The sequence below is a fragment of the Pararhodobacter aggregans genome (assembly GCF_003075525.1).
GTDB lineage: Bacteria > Pseudomonadota > Alphaproteobacteria > Rhodobacterales > Rhodobacteraceae > Pararhodobacter > Pararhodobacter aggregans.
Genome location: NZ_QDDR01000005.1, coordinates 20,152 through 32,874, shown reverse-complemented (window position 1 = coordinate 32,874; position 12,723 = coordinate 20,152). Strand labels below are relative to the sequence as shown.

The following is a 12,723-nucleotide window of genomic DNA, read 5'->3' as shown; positions in this document are numbered from 1 at the left end:
TGGGGTCACCCCCTCATACCGCGCGCCGCCCCCGTTCGGCAGGGGTCACGCCCAGCATCGGGTGCAGGCGGCCCGACAGCACGAACATCGCCCCCAGCGCCAGACCCACGGCGCCGAAGATGCCCTGGATCGGCGCCACCAGCAGGATCAGCGCGCCGATGCCCGGGGTCATGATCCCCGACACGTCGCGGAAGCTGGAATAGACCGCCGCCATCTCGGTCCGCTCCGAGGGTTTCACCGCCATCAGGAAGGGCAGCCCCCCGGCGATGTCCAGCAGCACCAGGAAGGCCGAGGCGAGGAACAGCGAGGCCACCGCCAGTTCCGCCACCGGCAGCACCGCTGCCACCAGGAACCCGAAGGAGGCGCAGAAGAACCCGGTCCGCACCGCCACCCGCACCGTCCGGCGCTGCACCCAGCGCAGCATCAGCGGCGTGATGAACAGGAAAGCGTTGGTGACCGAGACCAGCACGCCGCCCAATTCCTCCCACAACCCGTGTTCGATGGCATAGATCGGCAGATAGACGATATAGCCCCACCAGCCGCAGGAGCGGATCACCGCGAAGAGCCAGCCGGCGATCAGCCGCGGCTGGGCGAAGAACCGGCCGAGGAAGGCCAGCGGATTGGGGGCCGCGCCCTTGGCCTTCTGGATCAGCTTGCCGTTGCCGAGCCGCAGCCACCAGAAGACCGCGATCTGCACCAGGGCGAACGAGGCCGCCAGGATGAACGGCAGGGGCGCCCAGAGCTTCATCAGCGCGACCCCGGTGACCGGCCCCGCGCTCCAGCTCAGGGCGGAATAGAACATACGCAGGGTCTCGGTCTTTCCGAGGTCGTTTTTCGCTACATAGTCAAGGACATAGGCGTTCAGGCAGATGAAGCAGGTGACCGTGGCCAGGGTGCAGGCAGCCAGGGCCGCGACGATCATCATGCCGCCCATTGCCCCCAGCGTGCCGCCGACCAGATACATCATCGCGCCGAAGGTATAGAGCCAGCGCCGCGGCACCGCCCGGTTGACCCAGGGCAGCAGCAGCCCCAGCGTCAGCGAGGCGAGGCCGATCACGAAATAGACCCGGCTGACCGCGCCCGCATCGCCCAGCGCCTGATACATGGCCAGCGGGAAGACCGACAGCAGCGTGCCGCGGATCATCGCCTCGATGCCCGAGAGCGTGGCGAAGGCCTTGGCACCGGGCTTGCGGGCGGCGGCCTCGGGCGGGTGGCGCAGCCACTCGGGGATGGAACGTTCGAACATCGGGGACCTCTCTCGCCCCCGACCGGACCCCAAGCCGCCGCCGCTGTCGCTTCCAAAGGCGACGGCGTTGTGTCGGATTTCTTCTCAGGTGAAAGAATGATCGCGCCGGGGCCCTGCCCGGCCCCGGCGCCTCAGCGCCCTCCCGTAACCTCCATCACCGCGCCGGTGACATACGAGGCCGCCGGGCTGCACAGCCAGAGGATCATCTCGGCCACTTCCTCGGCCCGGCCCGGGCGCCCCATCGGGACCAGAGGCGCCAGATCGAAGGCCCGCGTCGGCCTCCCGCCCGAGGCGTGGATCTCGGTGTCGATCAGCCCCGGCCGGACCGCGTTGACCCTGACCCGCCCCGGCGCCAGTTCCCGGGCCAGCCCGATGGCCAGCGTGTCCACCGCCGCTTTCGAGGCCGCGTAATCCACGTATTCCCCGGCCGAGCCCAGCCGCGCCGCGATCGACGACAGCAGCACGATGGCGGCGTCCCCTTCAGGTCGGGGCAGACGCCGCGCCGCCTCGCGCGCGCTGAACAGGGCGCCCAGAACGTTGGTCTCCACCACCGCGCGCAGCCGCTCGGGCGTCGTCTCGGCCAGCGGCATCGAGGGCGCGACGATCCCGGCGTTGATGACCACCGCGTCCAGCCTGCCCAGCGCCGCCTCGGCCCCGTCGAAAACGCGCGCCACCGCCGCGGGGTCGCTCACGTCGCCCGCCAGCGCCACCGCCCGGCGGCCCTGCGCCTCGACCCCGCGCACCACCTCGGCCGCGGCCCCGGCGTCCTGCCGGTAGGTCACCGCCACGTCCCAGCCGCGCGCCGCGGCCATCAGCGCCGTGGCCCGGCCGATCCCCCGCGAGGCGCCCGTGATGAGCATGCTGGTCATGCGCCGATCCTCCCTTGCCTGCTGCAAGGCTAGCCCGCCCGCGCGCCCCGCGAAAGCCCGGGCTTTACGCCGCCCGCGACCACGCTAAGCTGGCGGCATGAAACGCATTCTTGTCAGTTCCTGCCTGCTGGGCGCCCCGGTTCGCTACGATGGCCGGGCCAAGACCCTGGCCGGTCCGCTTCTGGACCTCTGGCGGCGCGAGGGGCGGATCGTGCCGCTCTGCCCCGAGATGGCGGCGGGCCTGCCCGTGCCGCGCGCTCCGGCCGAGATCGCGCCGGGCGTGACCGCGCTGCAGGTGCTGTCCGGGCAGGGCCAGGTCCTGACCGACGGCGGCGAGGATGTGACCGCCCCCTTCGTCCGCGCCGCCGAACTGGCGTTGCAGGCGGCCCGCGCCCATGATTGCGCCTTCGCGCTGCTGACCGACGGCAGCCCGTCCTGCGGCAGCCTCTTCGTCCATACCGGCGAGCATGACGGCACCCGCCGCCCCGGCCGCGGTCTCGCCGCCGAGATGCTGGAACGCCACGGCATCCGTGTCTTCGCCCCCTCGCGGATCACCGAGCTGGCGGCAGCGCTGCGGGCGGCACCCTAGGGCGGGGTGCCGCAGGGGACTTGCGCCCGCGCGCGGCGCGTCCCACATCAGGCCAAAGCCGAAAGGTCAGCTCCGTGTGCCCTCGTCCGCCCCCGCCGCGCCCCCGTCCCCTGACCTCGCCCGCCGCCTGGGCGGTGTCGCTGCCGGTCCGCGCCTATCGGTTGCTGCTCAGCCCCTGGGTCGGTCATGGCTGCCGCTATCAGCCGACCTGCTCGGCCTATGCGCTCGAGGCCCTGGCGCTGCACGGGGCGGTCAAGGGCTCGTGGCTGACGGCCAGGCGGATCGCCTCGTGCCATCCCTGGGGCGGGCAGGGCTATGACCCGGTGCCCGGCGCCGACCCGGACTGGGACCGCGACCACCGCCCCTGAGGGTCAGTAGGTGCCGGTGCCCAGAAGCGCCATCAGGATCAGCACCGCAGCCAGCCCCGACCCGGCGATCCAGGCGTTGGTCCGTGCCAGCGCGGGCGCGCGTTGCGCATAGGCCGCGGGATCCGCCATCAGCCGCCGCAAGCGGCTGCGAAAGCTTCCGTCCGCCCCCTGGATGACGAAAACCAGCACAAAGGCGGCGATGACGATCAGCCCGTAGGGCGTGGTCAGGTCGCCCCAGCCCTGTACCCCGCCGCCCAGCCACGCCCGCCACGGTCCCGACAGCAACACCAGCACCCCGGCCGCCCCCATCAGCGCCGCCGACCGCCGCGCCATGCCCGCCAGCATCGCCGCCGCCTGCCCGGCCGGGGCGCGGGCCAGCGCGGGATAGAGGACCAGCGCGGTATAGGCCACGCCCCCCGCCCAGATCACCCCGGCGCAGAGGTGCAGCACATATCCCAGAGCATAGGCCATTTCCGTCCCCTTATGTGAATGTGATTAACATACGCAAGCCCGCCCCCCTGTCAATCGCCCCCGGCCCTCAGCTTGACGCCGCCCGGCGAAACCCCCTATGGCAGGGCTTCAGGAGGGCCCGGCCCATGCTCGACGACAGCGACGATCTTCCCGGCGACGACATCCACCCGCTGTTCCACGGGGCGCCGAAATCCACCGAATTCCGCAAGCTGCGCAAGCGGCTCGTGCAGCAGGTGCGCGAGGCGACCGAGGCTTTCGGCATGATCCGCCCCGGCGACAAATGGCTGGTGTGCCTCTCGGGCGGCAAGGACAGCTACACGCTGCTGGCCGTGCTGCACGAGTTGAAATGGCGCGGCCTCCTGCCGGTGGAGCTGCTGGCCTGCAACCTCGACCAGGGTCAGCCGGGATTTCCGGCGACGGTGCTGCCGGAATTCCTGACCAGAATGGGCGTGCCGCACCGGATCGAGTATCAGGACACCTATTCCATCGTCGTCGACAAGGTGCCGCAGGGGCGCACCTATTGCTCGCTCTGTTCGCGGCTGCGGCGCGGCAACCTCTACCGCATCGCGCGCGAGGAGGGCTGCACCTCGGTCGTGCTGGGCCATCACCGCGACGACATGCTGGAGACGTTCTTCATGAATCTCTTTCACGGCGGGCGGCTGGCGACCATGCCGCCGAAGCTGGTGAACGAGGACGGCGACCTGACCGTGCTGCGGCCGCTGGCCTTCGTGGCCGAGGCCGATTGCGAGAAATTCGCCCGGGCGATGGATTACCCGGTCATCCCCTGCGACCTCTGCGGCTCGCAGGACGGGCTTCAGCGCATGCAGGTCAAGGCCTTGCTGGACGAATGGGAGAAGCGGACGCCCGGGCGGCGGAACGTCATGTTCAAGGCGCTGATGAACGTGCGGCCCTCGCATCTGGTCGACCCCAGGCTTTTCGACTTCATCGGCCTCTGGCCCGAGGCGCCGGGCGCCTCGGCGGCAGATGCTGAAAATTCGAATGAAATTCCTCGTCTGCGTTAAGGCTTCGCTCACTACCTTAACCAAGGCTGCTTGTACCGGGGGCTGCGGGCGCCCTGCAAGAACGACGGATAGAGGCATTGACGATGACTTGGGCACGGCGGGCGATGGCAATCGCCAGACAGCGGCGCTTCTGGACCCTGGCCCTGATTCCCGCGCTGACGCTGGCCACACTCGCCGCCGGCCTGCCGTCCTGGGCGTTGGGCGCCTTGGTCGCGGTGCAGGCGGCGCTTCTGTGGTCGGCGCTGCGCGACGCGCTGGCCCTGGGCGCCCGGTCGGAACCCCGGGGCCATGCCCTGATGCGGGACCGCAAGGGCGTGCTGGATCTGCTGAACGCGCAGGGGCTGGGCACCGCCCAGGGCGCCGCCGCCGCGCTGGCAGTGCGCCTTGACGATGCGCCGCGGCTGGCACGGCAGCTTGGCGCCACCTCCTTTGCCGCGCTGCGCGACACGCTGGCCGAACGGCTGGCGCTGTCGCTGCGCGATCAGGACCTGTTCTGCGCGCTGGAGACGGACGGTTTCGGCGTGGCGCTGCAGGCCCAGCGCGGGCTGGACCTGGGCGGCATCCTGGCCGTGGCGCAGCGCATCCAGTCGCGGCTTTCGGCGCCCCTGCCGATCAACGGCGTGACCCTCTGGCCCAGCGTCTCGATCGGCTTTTGCCTCTCGCCCCGCGCCGCCATGCTGAACGGCCTCGACATGTTGCAGGCGGCCGAGGCCGCGGCCGAACGCGCCCTCCGCTCGGGCCCCGGCGCGCTCAATTCCTATTCCGTCGTGGATTTCCCCTCGACCATGACCGGCGACCGGGTCGCCAGCCTGCGCCGCGCGCTGGAGAATGGCGAGATCCGCGCCTATTTCCAGCCGCAGATCGAGGCCAGCACCGGCGCCGTCAGCGGGCTTGAGGCGCTGGCACGCTGGCAACACCCCCAGAACGGGCTGATCTCGCCCGGTGAATTCCTGCCGCAGATCGAGGCTGCGGGCCTCTCGCCCCGGCTGGCCGAACGCATGCTGCGCGAGGCGCTGACCGCGCTGAAGGAGTTGGACGCGCAGGGACTGCAGGTGCCCCAGGTCTCGGTCAACCTCTCGGCCGAGGAATTGCGCAACCCGCGCCTGGCCGACGAGATCGGCTGGGAACTGGACCGCCACGACCTCGCGCCCGAACGGTTGACGGTCGAGATCCTGGAAACCGTCGTCGCCCGGGGCGAGGACGACATCGCCGTGCGCACCATCGCCCGGCTCTCGGCCATGGGCTGCGGCATCGACCTCGATGATTTCGGCACCGGGCATGCCTCGATCGCCAATATCCGCCGCTTCGCCGTCGGCCGGATCAAGATCGACCGCAGCTTCGTCACCAACATGCATGCCGATCCCGACCAGCAGCGCATGGTGGCGGCGATCCTGTCGATGGCGGCGCAGCTGGACCTCGGCACGCTGGCCGAAGGGGTCGAGCACCCCGAGGAACAGGTCAAGCTGGCGCAAATGGGCTGCGGCCATCTGCAGGGCTTCGCCATCGCCCGCCCGATGCCCGCCAGCGACCTGCCGGGCTGGCTGCGCGCGCATCTGGCGGCGCTGGAACAGGGCGAGCCCTGGGTCGAGAACGCCGAGGACGCGCGCCAGGCCGCCGGGCCGCACAAACCCTGAGACCGCCCCGGACCCGCCCGGGCAGCGCCCGTCGGGCGCCGCCCCCCGGCAGCGCCGGTCGTGACCTGCCCCCGGCGCCGGACAACCGCGCCGGACCCGGGCGCAGCGCCGCCCCGCGGCGGCACAGGCGTCGCGCACCGGCGCGACAGCGCGCGCGGCCGCCCGCCGGGCACGGCAAAAACCCCCGACCCGCCGACCGATCCGGGGGAATCCGCTTGACCTTTGGGGGCAACGCCTGTTGAACCGGCGCTGCATAGAAATCGCGCCCGGAACGCCCTCGATGGACGATCAAACCAAGAACCTGATCCTCGCCTTCGCCCTGAGCCTCGCGGTCATCATGGGCTGGTTCGCGCTGTTCCCGCCCCCGGAACCGCAACCCGGCGACACCATTTCGCAAAGCGAACTGGTCCCGCCGCCGCCCGGCGAAAGCGCCCCTGCCTCGACCGATGCGACGATGGCCGAGCCGCTTCAGGAAACCGCCCGCATCGCCATCGACACGCCGCGCCTGACCGGCTCGATCGCCCTGACCGGCGGCCGCTTCGACGACATGCAGCTGCGCGACTATACCGAGACGGTCGAGCCCGACAGCGACCTCGTCCACCTGCTGAACCCCAATGGCGGCAGCCGCCATCCGTTCTACGCCCTGTTCGGCTGGACCCCGCGCGGCGCGCTGGATTACGCCAATGTCCCCGGCCCCGCGACCCCCTGGGAACAGGTGGGCGGCGGCACGCTGACCGTCGACACGCCGGTCACGCTGCGCTGGGACAACGGCGCGGGCCTGATCTTCACCCGCGTGATCCATATCGACGACAATTACATGTTCACGGTCGATCAATCGGTCGAGAACACCACCGACGCCGCCGTCTCGCTGGATCCCTATTCGATCCTGGCGCAACATGGTGTGCCCGCCGACTTCCAATCCTATTTCATCTCGCATGAGGGCCTCGTGCAGATGACCGATGGCGCGCTTCTGGAAGGCGATTACTCGGGCATGGTCGATTATCCGGTGTCCGAGCGCGAGCGGATCCCGACCCAGACCACCACCGCGACCGAGAACGCCTGGATCGGCTTCACCTCGAAGTATTTCATGGCCACGCTGGTCGGCATCCCCGGCCAGCCCGCCACGGTCGTCTCGCAATACGTCCCGGGCGGCGACATCTATCAGGCGAGCCTGCGCCAGCCGACCGTCACGGTCGAGCCCGGCCAGACCGCCAGCGCCTCGTCCATGCTGTTCACCGGCGCCAAGGTGTTCGACATCCTCGAAAGCTATGAGGAAAACCAGAACGTCCAGCGCCTGACCGACGCCATCGACTGGGGCTGGTTCTTCTTCCTGACGCGGCCCATCTTCCGCGTGCTGAACTTCTATCACAGCGTGATCGGCAACATGGGCTGGGCCATCCTGGCGCTGACCCTGACGCTGAAGGCGATCCTGCTGCCGCTGGCCTGGAAATCCTACGTCTCGATGGCGCGGATGAAGGAACTCCAGCCCGAGATGCAGAAGCTGAAAGAGCGCGCCGGCGACGACCGCCAGAAGCTTCAGCAGGAAATGATGGCGCTTTACCGCGACAAGAAGGTCAACCCGGCCGCCGGCTGTCTGCCGATCCTGTTGCAGATCCCGATCTTCTTCTCGCTCTACAAGGTGATCTTCAACACCATCGAACTGCGGCATGCCGACTGGTTCTGGGTGTTCAACGACCTCTCGGCGCCCGATCCGACCTCGATCTTCAACGTCTTCGGCCTGCTGCCCTGGGCGGCGCCGGAAACCGGCTCGCTGATGGCGACCGTGTTCCTGGGCCTGCTGCCGCTCCTCTTCGGCATCTCGATGTGGTTCCAGATGCGTCTGAACCCGGCGCCTGCCGATCCGATGCAGCAGACCATCTTCAACTGGATGCCCTGGATCTTCATGTTCGTGATGGGCGGCTTCGCCTCGGGGCTGCTGATGTACTGGATCGGCAACAACATCATCACCTTCATCCAGCAATACCTGATCATGTCGGCGCATGGCTCGCGGCCGGATCTGTTCGGCAACATCAGGTCGTCGTTCAAGAAGCCGAAGGCGGCGAATGCCGACAAGGCCCCCAAGACCGGCAAGGCAAAGTGAAGACAGCGCATCTGGCGCATATCGTCCGGCATCCGGTGAAATCCGCCGGATACCAGGAACTCGACCGGGCGGCCCTGATCCAGGGCCGCCCGATGCCCTTTGACCGGGTCTGGGCCGTGGCGACCGAGGCCGCCAAATTCCCCGCGGCGCCCGAAGGCTGGGCGGCCAAGATGAATTTCCTGCGCGGCGCCGCCGAGGGCCGGTTGCAGGCGATCCGCGCCCGGTTCGACGAGGCCACCGGCAGCCTGACCCTGACCCATCCCGACCGCCCTGCCTTCACCGGAACCCTGCCCGCCGACGGCCCGGCGCTGGTCGCGTGGCTGCGCCCGCTCTGGCCCGCCAACCGTCCGGCCCCCCGCGCGCTGGTCCAGCGCCAGGACGGCGGCGCGCTGACCGACGTGCCCGATCCCTTCGTGGCGATCCTCTCGCTCGGCTCGCTGCGCGCGCTGGGTCAAAGCATGGGCCGCGCCCTGTCGATCCACCGCTTCCGCGGCAATCTCTGGATCGAGGGTTGGGCGCCCTGGGCCGAAGTCGAGCTGATCGGCCGCGAGATCACCCTCGGCGAGACCCGCCTCAGGATCGAAGAACCCATCACCCGCTGCGTCGCCACCACCTTTGACCCCGAGACCGGCGCGGCGGCGGGCGACACCCTCGCCGCGCTGCAAACCGGCTGGGGACACCAGGACTTCGGCGTCTACGCCCGGGTCCTCAGCAGCGGCACCGTCGCGACCGGCGACCGCGTGGAGATCACCCCATGACCAATCTTCCCTTCCCCGAAGCCGCCCATCCCACGCCCGAGGATCTGGAGGCCGGCCGCAAGCTCTTTGCCGGGCCCGTCGACTTCGTCAAAGGCGTGGTGGCGATGCCCGGCCTGCCCCCGGCCGACCGGCTGGAGATCTGCTTCGCCGGGCGCTCGAATGTCGGAAAATCGAGCCTTATCAACGCCTTGACCGGCCGCAAGTCGCTGGCGCGCACCTCGAACACGCCGGGCCGCACGCAGGAGATCAATTTCTTCGACGTGGGCGGGCAGCTCTATCTGGTCGACCTTCCCGGCTATGGCTTTGCCGAGGCGCCGGTCGCCGTGGTCCGCCAGTGGCAGGCGCTCCTGAAAAGCTACCTCTCGGGCCGCGCCACCCTGCGCCGGGCCTTCGTGCTGATCGACATGCGCCACGGCATCAAGAAGGTGGACGAGGAGATCCTCGATCTGCTGAACAAATCCGCCGTGACCTTCCAGGTGGTGCTGACCAAGGCCGACAAGATCGGCGCGGCCGAGCGCGAGCGGACCCTCGCCCAGGTCCGTACGGCGCTGGCCAAACACCCCGCCGCCTATCCCGAGCTGCTTGTCACCTCCTCGGAAAAGGGCGAGGGTGTGCCAACGCTCCGCGCGATCCTCGCCACCATGCAGTAAGCCCATGAGACAGCAGAACATGAACCGTGACTGGAAAGCCACCGCCCGCACCCTGTCGGAAGCCCTGCCCTATCTGCAGCGCTTCGCCGGGGCCGTCGTCGTCGTCAAGTTCGGCGGCAATGCGATGGGCGATGACGAGGCCATGGCCGAATTCGCCCGCGACGTGGTGCTGATGCGCCTTGTCGGCATCAATGTCGTCGTCGTTCATGGTGGCGGGCCGATGATCAACGATTTGCTCAACCGTCTGGGCATCAAGTCGGAATTCGTCCGCGGCAAGCGCGTCACCGACAAGGCCACGGTCGAGGTGGTCGAGATGGTGCTGACGGGTCTGGTGAACAAGCGGATCGTGCAGGCGATCATGGACGAGGGCGGCCGCGCCGTGGGCCTCTCGGGCAAGGACGACGACCTGATGGTCTGCGTGGCCGATGACCCGGAACTGGGCTTCGTCGGCAAACCCGTGGAGATGAACGTGCAGGTGCTGCGCGACCTCTTCAAGGCGGGCATCATTCCGGTCGTGGCCCCGGTCGCCACCGGCATGAGCGCGCTGGAGACGTTCAACGTGAACGGCGACACCGCCGCGGGCGCCATCGCCGGCGCCCTGCAGGCCGACCGGCTGCTGCTGCTGACCGATGTGTCGGGCGTCAAGGACAAGGACGGCAATGTCCTGACCGAGATCCACCCCGACCAGATCCGCGCCATGACCGCCGACGGCACCATCGCCGGCGGCATGATCCCCAAGACCGAGACGGCGCTTCTGGCCATCGAACAGGGCGTGCGCGCGGTGGTGATCCTGGACGGGCGGGTGGCCAATGCCTGCCTCTTGGAGCTTTTCACCGAACACGGCGCGGGCTCGATGATCCGCGCCACCCCGCCCCGCGTCTCGCCCCGTGGCACGGGCGTCTGAGGCGCTTTCGGCGCTGACAGAAAAAGGGCTGGTGGCGCTGGCCGTCACCGCCCCAGACCCCGATTTCTGCCCCCCGGACGCCCGCGCGCTGGTCCTGATCGGCCCGGCGGGCGGCCATCTGTGGTGGGACCGCATCAGGGCCGCCCCCGAATGGCAGGACGGCGCTCCTGATCCGATGGACCGCTGGTCGAAGCGGGTGCTGGGCGCGCTGGCCAAGCGATTCGGCGGCGCGGCCCTCTTTCCCTCGGACGGCCCGCCCTGGCCCCCCTTCTTCCGCTGGGCGCAGGCCTCCGGTCGCATCTGGCAAAGCCCGGTCGGCATGCTGGTCCATGCCGACCAAGGGCTCTGGGTCTCATTCCGGGGCGCGCTGGCGCTGCCCTTTGACCTGGCCCTGCCAGCGGCCCGGAACCCCTGTGAAACCTGCCCCGCCCAGCCCTGCCGGACCGCCTGCCCGGTCGGCGCGCTCTCGGCCACGGCCTATGACACGGCGGCCTGCCACGCCCATCTCGACACGCCCCGGGGCCGCGATTGCCTGACCGAAGGCTGCCGCGCGCGCCGCGCTTGCCCGGCAGGCATCCCGCATGCAAGACTGGCAGATCAATCCGCCTATCACATGAGCCGGTTCCACCGATGATGAAGCGCCTGATCCTCACCCGCCACGCGAAATCGAGCTGGGACGACCCCACGATGTCGGACCACGACCGCCCCCTGAACGAGCGCGGCAAGGCCGCGGCGGCGGATCTGGGGGAATGGCTCGCCTCCCGCGGCTATGTCCCGGGCGAGGTCCTGTGCTCGGACGCGCTCAGGACCCGCAAGACTTGGTCGGGCATCGCCCCCGCCCTGCCCGGCTCGCCCGAGCTGATCCTGAAACCCGCGCTCTATCACGCGGGGCCGGATGTGATGCTGGCGGTGCTGAAACACGCCTCGGCGGATACGGTGATGATGATCGGCCACAACCCCGGCATCGCCGAATTCGCCAGCCGGATCGTGGCCCAGGCGCCCCTCAACCCCGAGTTCCAGCGCTACCCGACCGGCGCCACCCTGGTCGTGAGCTTCGAGGCGCCGAGCTGGCAGGGCCTGGACTGGCATTCGGGCTCGGTCCGCGATTTCATCGTACCGAAGGAAATCGCCGCCTGACTGTCCCACGCGTGGGACAGCCGCCCCGCGACAAGACAATCAACGTCTTGGCCCCGGGGGATTCAGGGTTTCTTAACGCGTCCCCCGCGCTTTCATTCTGCCGGAAATACGCTCGGGGGGTGAATTTGCGCAGCAAAGAGGGGGGCTGAAAGCCCCCCTCCTTTTGTCCGGTCTGAACGGCTCAATGCCCGAGGATCTGGCTCAGGAACAGCTTGGTCCGCTCGCTTTGCGGGTTGTTGAAGAACTCGTAGGGCTCGTTCTGCTCCACGATCTGGCCCTGATCCATGAAGATGACCCGGTTCGCCACCGCCTGCGCGAAACCCATCTCATGCGTCACGCAGAGCATGGTCATCCCCTCTTCGGCGAGCTGGATCATGGTGTCCAGCACCTCCTTGATCATCTCGGGGTCAAGGGCCGAGGTCGGCTCGTCGAACAGCATGATCCGCGGCCGCATGCAGAGCGAGCGGGCGATGGCCACGCGCTGCTGCTGACCGCCCGACAGCTGGCCCGGGTATTTATGGGCCTGCTCGGGGATCTTCACCTTTTCCAGGAAGTGCATCGCCGTCTCTTCGGCTTCCTTCTTGGGGATCTTGCGGACCCAGATCGGCGCCAGCGTGCAATTCTCCAGGATGGTCAGATGCGGGAAGAGGTTGAAGTGCTGGAACACCATCCCGACCTCGGAGCGCACCTTGTCGATGTTCTTGAGGTCCGACGACAATTCCGTGCCATCGACGATGATCGTGCCCTTCTGGTGTTCCTCCAGCCGGTTGATGCAGCGGATCATCGTCGACTTGCCAGAGCCCGAGGGCCCGGCGATGACGATCCGCTCGCCCCGGTTCACGGTCAGGTTGATGTCGCGCAGCACGTGGAAGGTGCCGTACCACTTGTTCATGTTGGTGATCTGGATGGCGACCTCGTCCGAGACCTTCATCTGGCTGCGATTGACGGCGGCAGTTTCCATGGTTTCCATGGCG

General features: G+C 68.9%; 14 protein-coding genes. 10 read left to right on the top strand and 4 right to left on the bottom strand.

Annotated features, from left to right (window positions below; all coding sequences use genetic code 11):
- Positions 1–13: 13 nt before the first annotated feature.
- Positions 14–1,246: an MFS transporter gene (locus tag DDE23_RS10700; RefSeq protein ID WP_107753567.1), complete on the bottom strand. Its 1,233-nt coding sequence runs from the start codon at positions 1,244–1,246 to the stop codon at positions 14–16.
- A 131-nt stretch (positions 1,247–1,377) separates the two neighbouring features.
- A complete protein-coding gene (locus DDE23_RS10695; protein WP_107753565.1) occupies positions 1,378–2,115 on the bottom strand; it encodes an SDR family oxidoreductase in 738 nt (245 codons plus the stop codon).
- Between the two features lie 97 nt (positions 2,116–2,212).
- On the opposite strand from DDE23_RS10695, the gene DDE23_RS10690 reads away from it, so the two are divergent.
- Together DDE23_RS10690 and yidD are read left to right on the top strand one after the other, a co-directional pair.
- Positions 2,213–2,704, top strand: a complete 492-nt coding sequence (locus tag DDE23_RS10690) for a 2-thiouracil desulfurase family protein (RefSeq protein ID WP_107753563.1) — start codon at positions 2,213–2,215, stop codon at positions 2,702–2,704.
- Positions 2,705–2,814: 110 nt separating this feature from the next.
- A complete protein-coding gene (gene yidD, locus DDE23_RS10685; RefSeq protein ID WP_192883726.1) occupies positions 2,815–3,072 on the top strand; it encodes a membrane protein insertion efficiency factor YidD in 258 nt (85 codons plus the stop codon).
- A 3-nt stretch (positions 3,073–3,075) separates the two neighbouring features.
- On the opposite strand, the gene DDE23_RS10680 is transcribed toward yidD, so the two are convergent.
- Positions 3,076–3,543, bottom strand: a complete 468-nt coding sequence (locus DDE23_RS10680; RefSeq protein WP_107753558.1) for a hypothetical protein — start codon at positions 3,541–3,543, stop codon at positions 3,076–3,078.
- Between the two features lie 125 nt (positions 3,544–3,668).
- On the opposite strand from DDE23_RS10680, the gene ttcA reads away from it, so the two are divergent.
- The 8 genes from ttcA (at position 3,669) to DDE23_RS10640 (ending at position 11,749) form a co-directional block, all read left to right on the top strand.
- Positions 3,669–4,565, top strand: a complete 897-nt coding sequence (gene ttcA, locus DDE23_RS10675) for a tRNA 2-thiocytidine(32) synthetase TtcA (protein ID WP_107753556.1) — start codon at positions 3,669–3,671, stop codon at positions 4,563–4,565.
- An 83-nt stretch (positions 4,566–4,648) separates the two neighbouring features.
- On the top strand, positions 4,649–6,199 hold the full coding sequence (locus tag DDE23_RS10670) for a GGDEF domain-containing phosphodiesterase (RefSeq protein WP_133239546.1): 1,551 nt from the start codon (positions 4,649–4,651) through the stop codon (positions 6,197–6,199).
- 280 nt (positions 6,200–6,479) lie between these two features.
- Positions 6,480–8,300, top strand: coding sequence for a membrane protein insertase YidC (yidC, locus tag DDE23_RS10665; RefSeq protein ID WP_107753551.1), 1,821 nt, complete (start codon positions 6,480–6,482; stop codon positions 8,298–8,300).
- Positions 8,297–9,058, top strand: a complete 762-nt coding sequence (locus DDE23_RS10660) for an MOSC domain-containing protein (protein WP_238149959.1) — start codon at positions 8,297–8,299, stop codon at positions 9,056–9,058. The genes yidC and DDE23_RS10660 overlap by 4 nt, the downstream gene beginning before the upstream one ends.
- On the top strand, positions 9,055–9,708 hold the full coding sequence (yihA, locus tag DDE23_RS10655) for a ribosome biogenesis GTP-binding protein YihA/YsxC (protein WP_107753549.1): 654 nt from the start codon (positions 9,055–9,057) through the stop codon (positions 9,706–9,708). The genes DDE23_RS10660 and yihA overlap by 4 nt, the downstream gene beginning before the upstream one ends.
- 4 nt (positions 9,709–9,712) lie before the next feature.
- Positions 9,713–10,612, top strand: coding sequence for an acetylglutamate kinase (argB, locus tag DDE23_RS10650; protein WP_107753547.1), 900 nt, complete (start codon positions 9,713–9,715; stop codon positions 10,610–10,612).
- Positions 10,596–11,246 (top strand): 4Fe-4S dicluster domain-containing protein, encoded by a 651-nt coding sequence (locus DDE23_RS10645; protein ID WP_133239545.1) that lies wholly within the window; start codon positions 10,596–10,598, stop codon positions 11,244–11,246. Before argB ends, DDE23_RS10645 begins: the two co-directional genes overlap by 17 nt.
- Positions 11,243–11,749 (top strand): SixA phosphatase family protein, encoded by a 507-nt coding sequence (locus DDE23_RS10640; protein ID WP_107753543.1) that lies wholly within the window; start codon positions 11,243–11,245, stop codon positions 11,747–11,749. Before DDE23_RS10645 ends, DDE23_RS10640 begins: the two co-directional genes overlap by 4 nt.
- Positions 11,750–11,930: 181 nt before the next feature.
- Here DDE23_RS10640 and DDE23_RS10635 read toward each other — a convergent pair whose 3' ends face one another.
- Entirely contained in the window at positions 11,931–12,719 is a 789-nt protein-coding gene (locus DDE23_RS10635) for an amino acid ABC transporter ATP-binding protein (RefSeq protein ID WP_107753541.1), read from the bottom strand.
- Positions 12,720–12,723 lie beyond the last annotated feature (4 nt).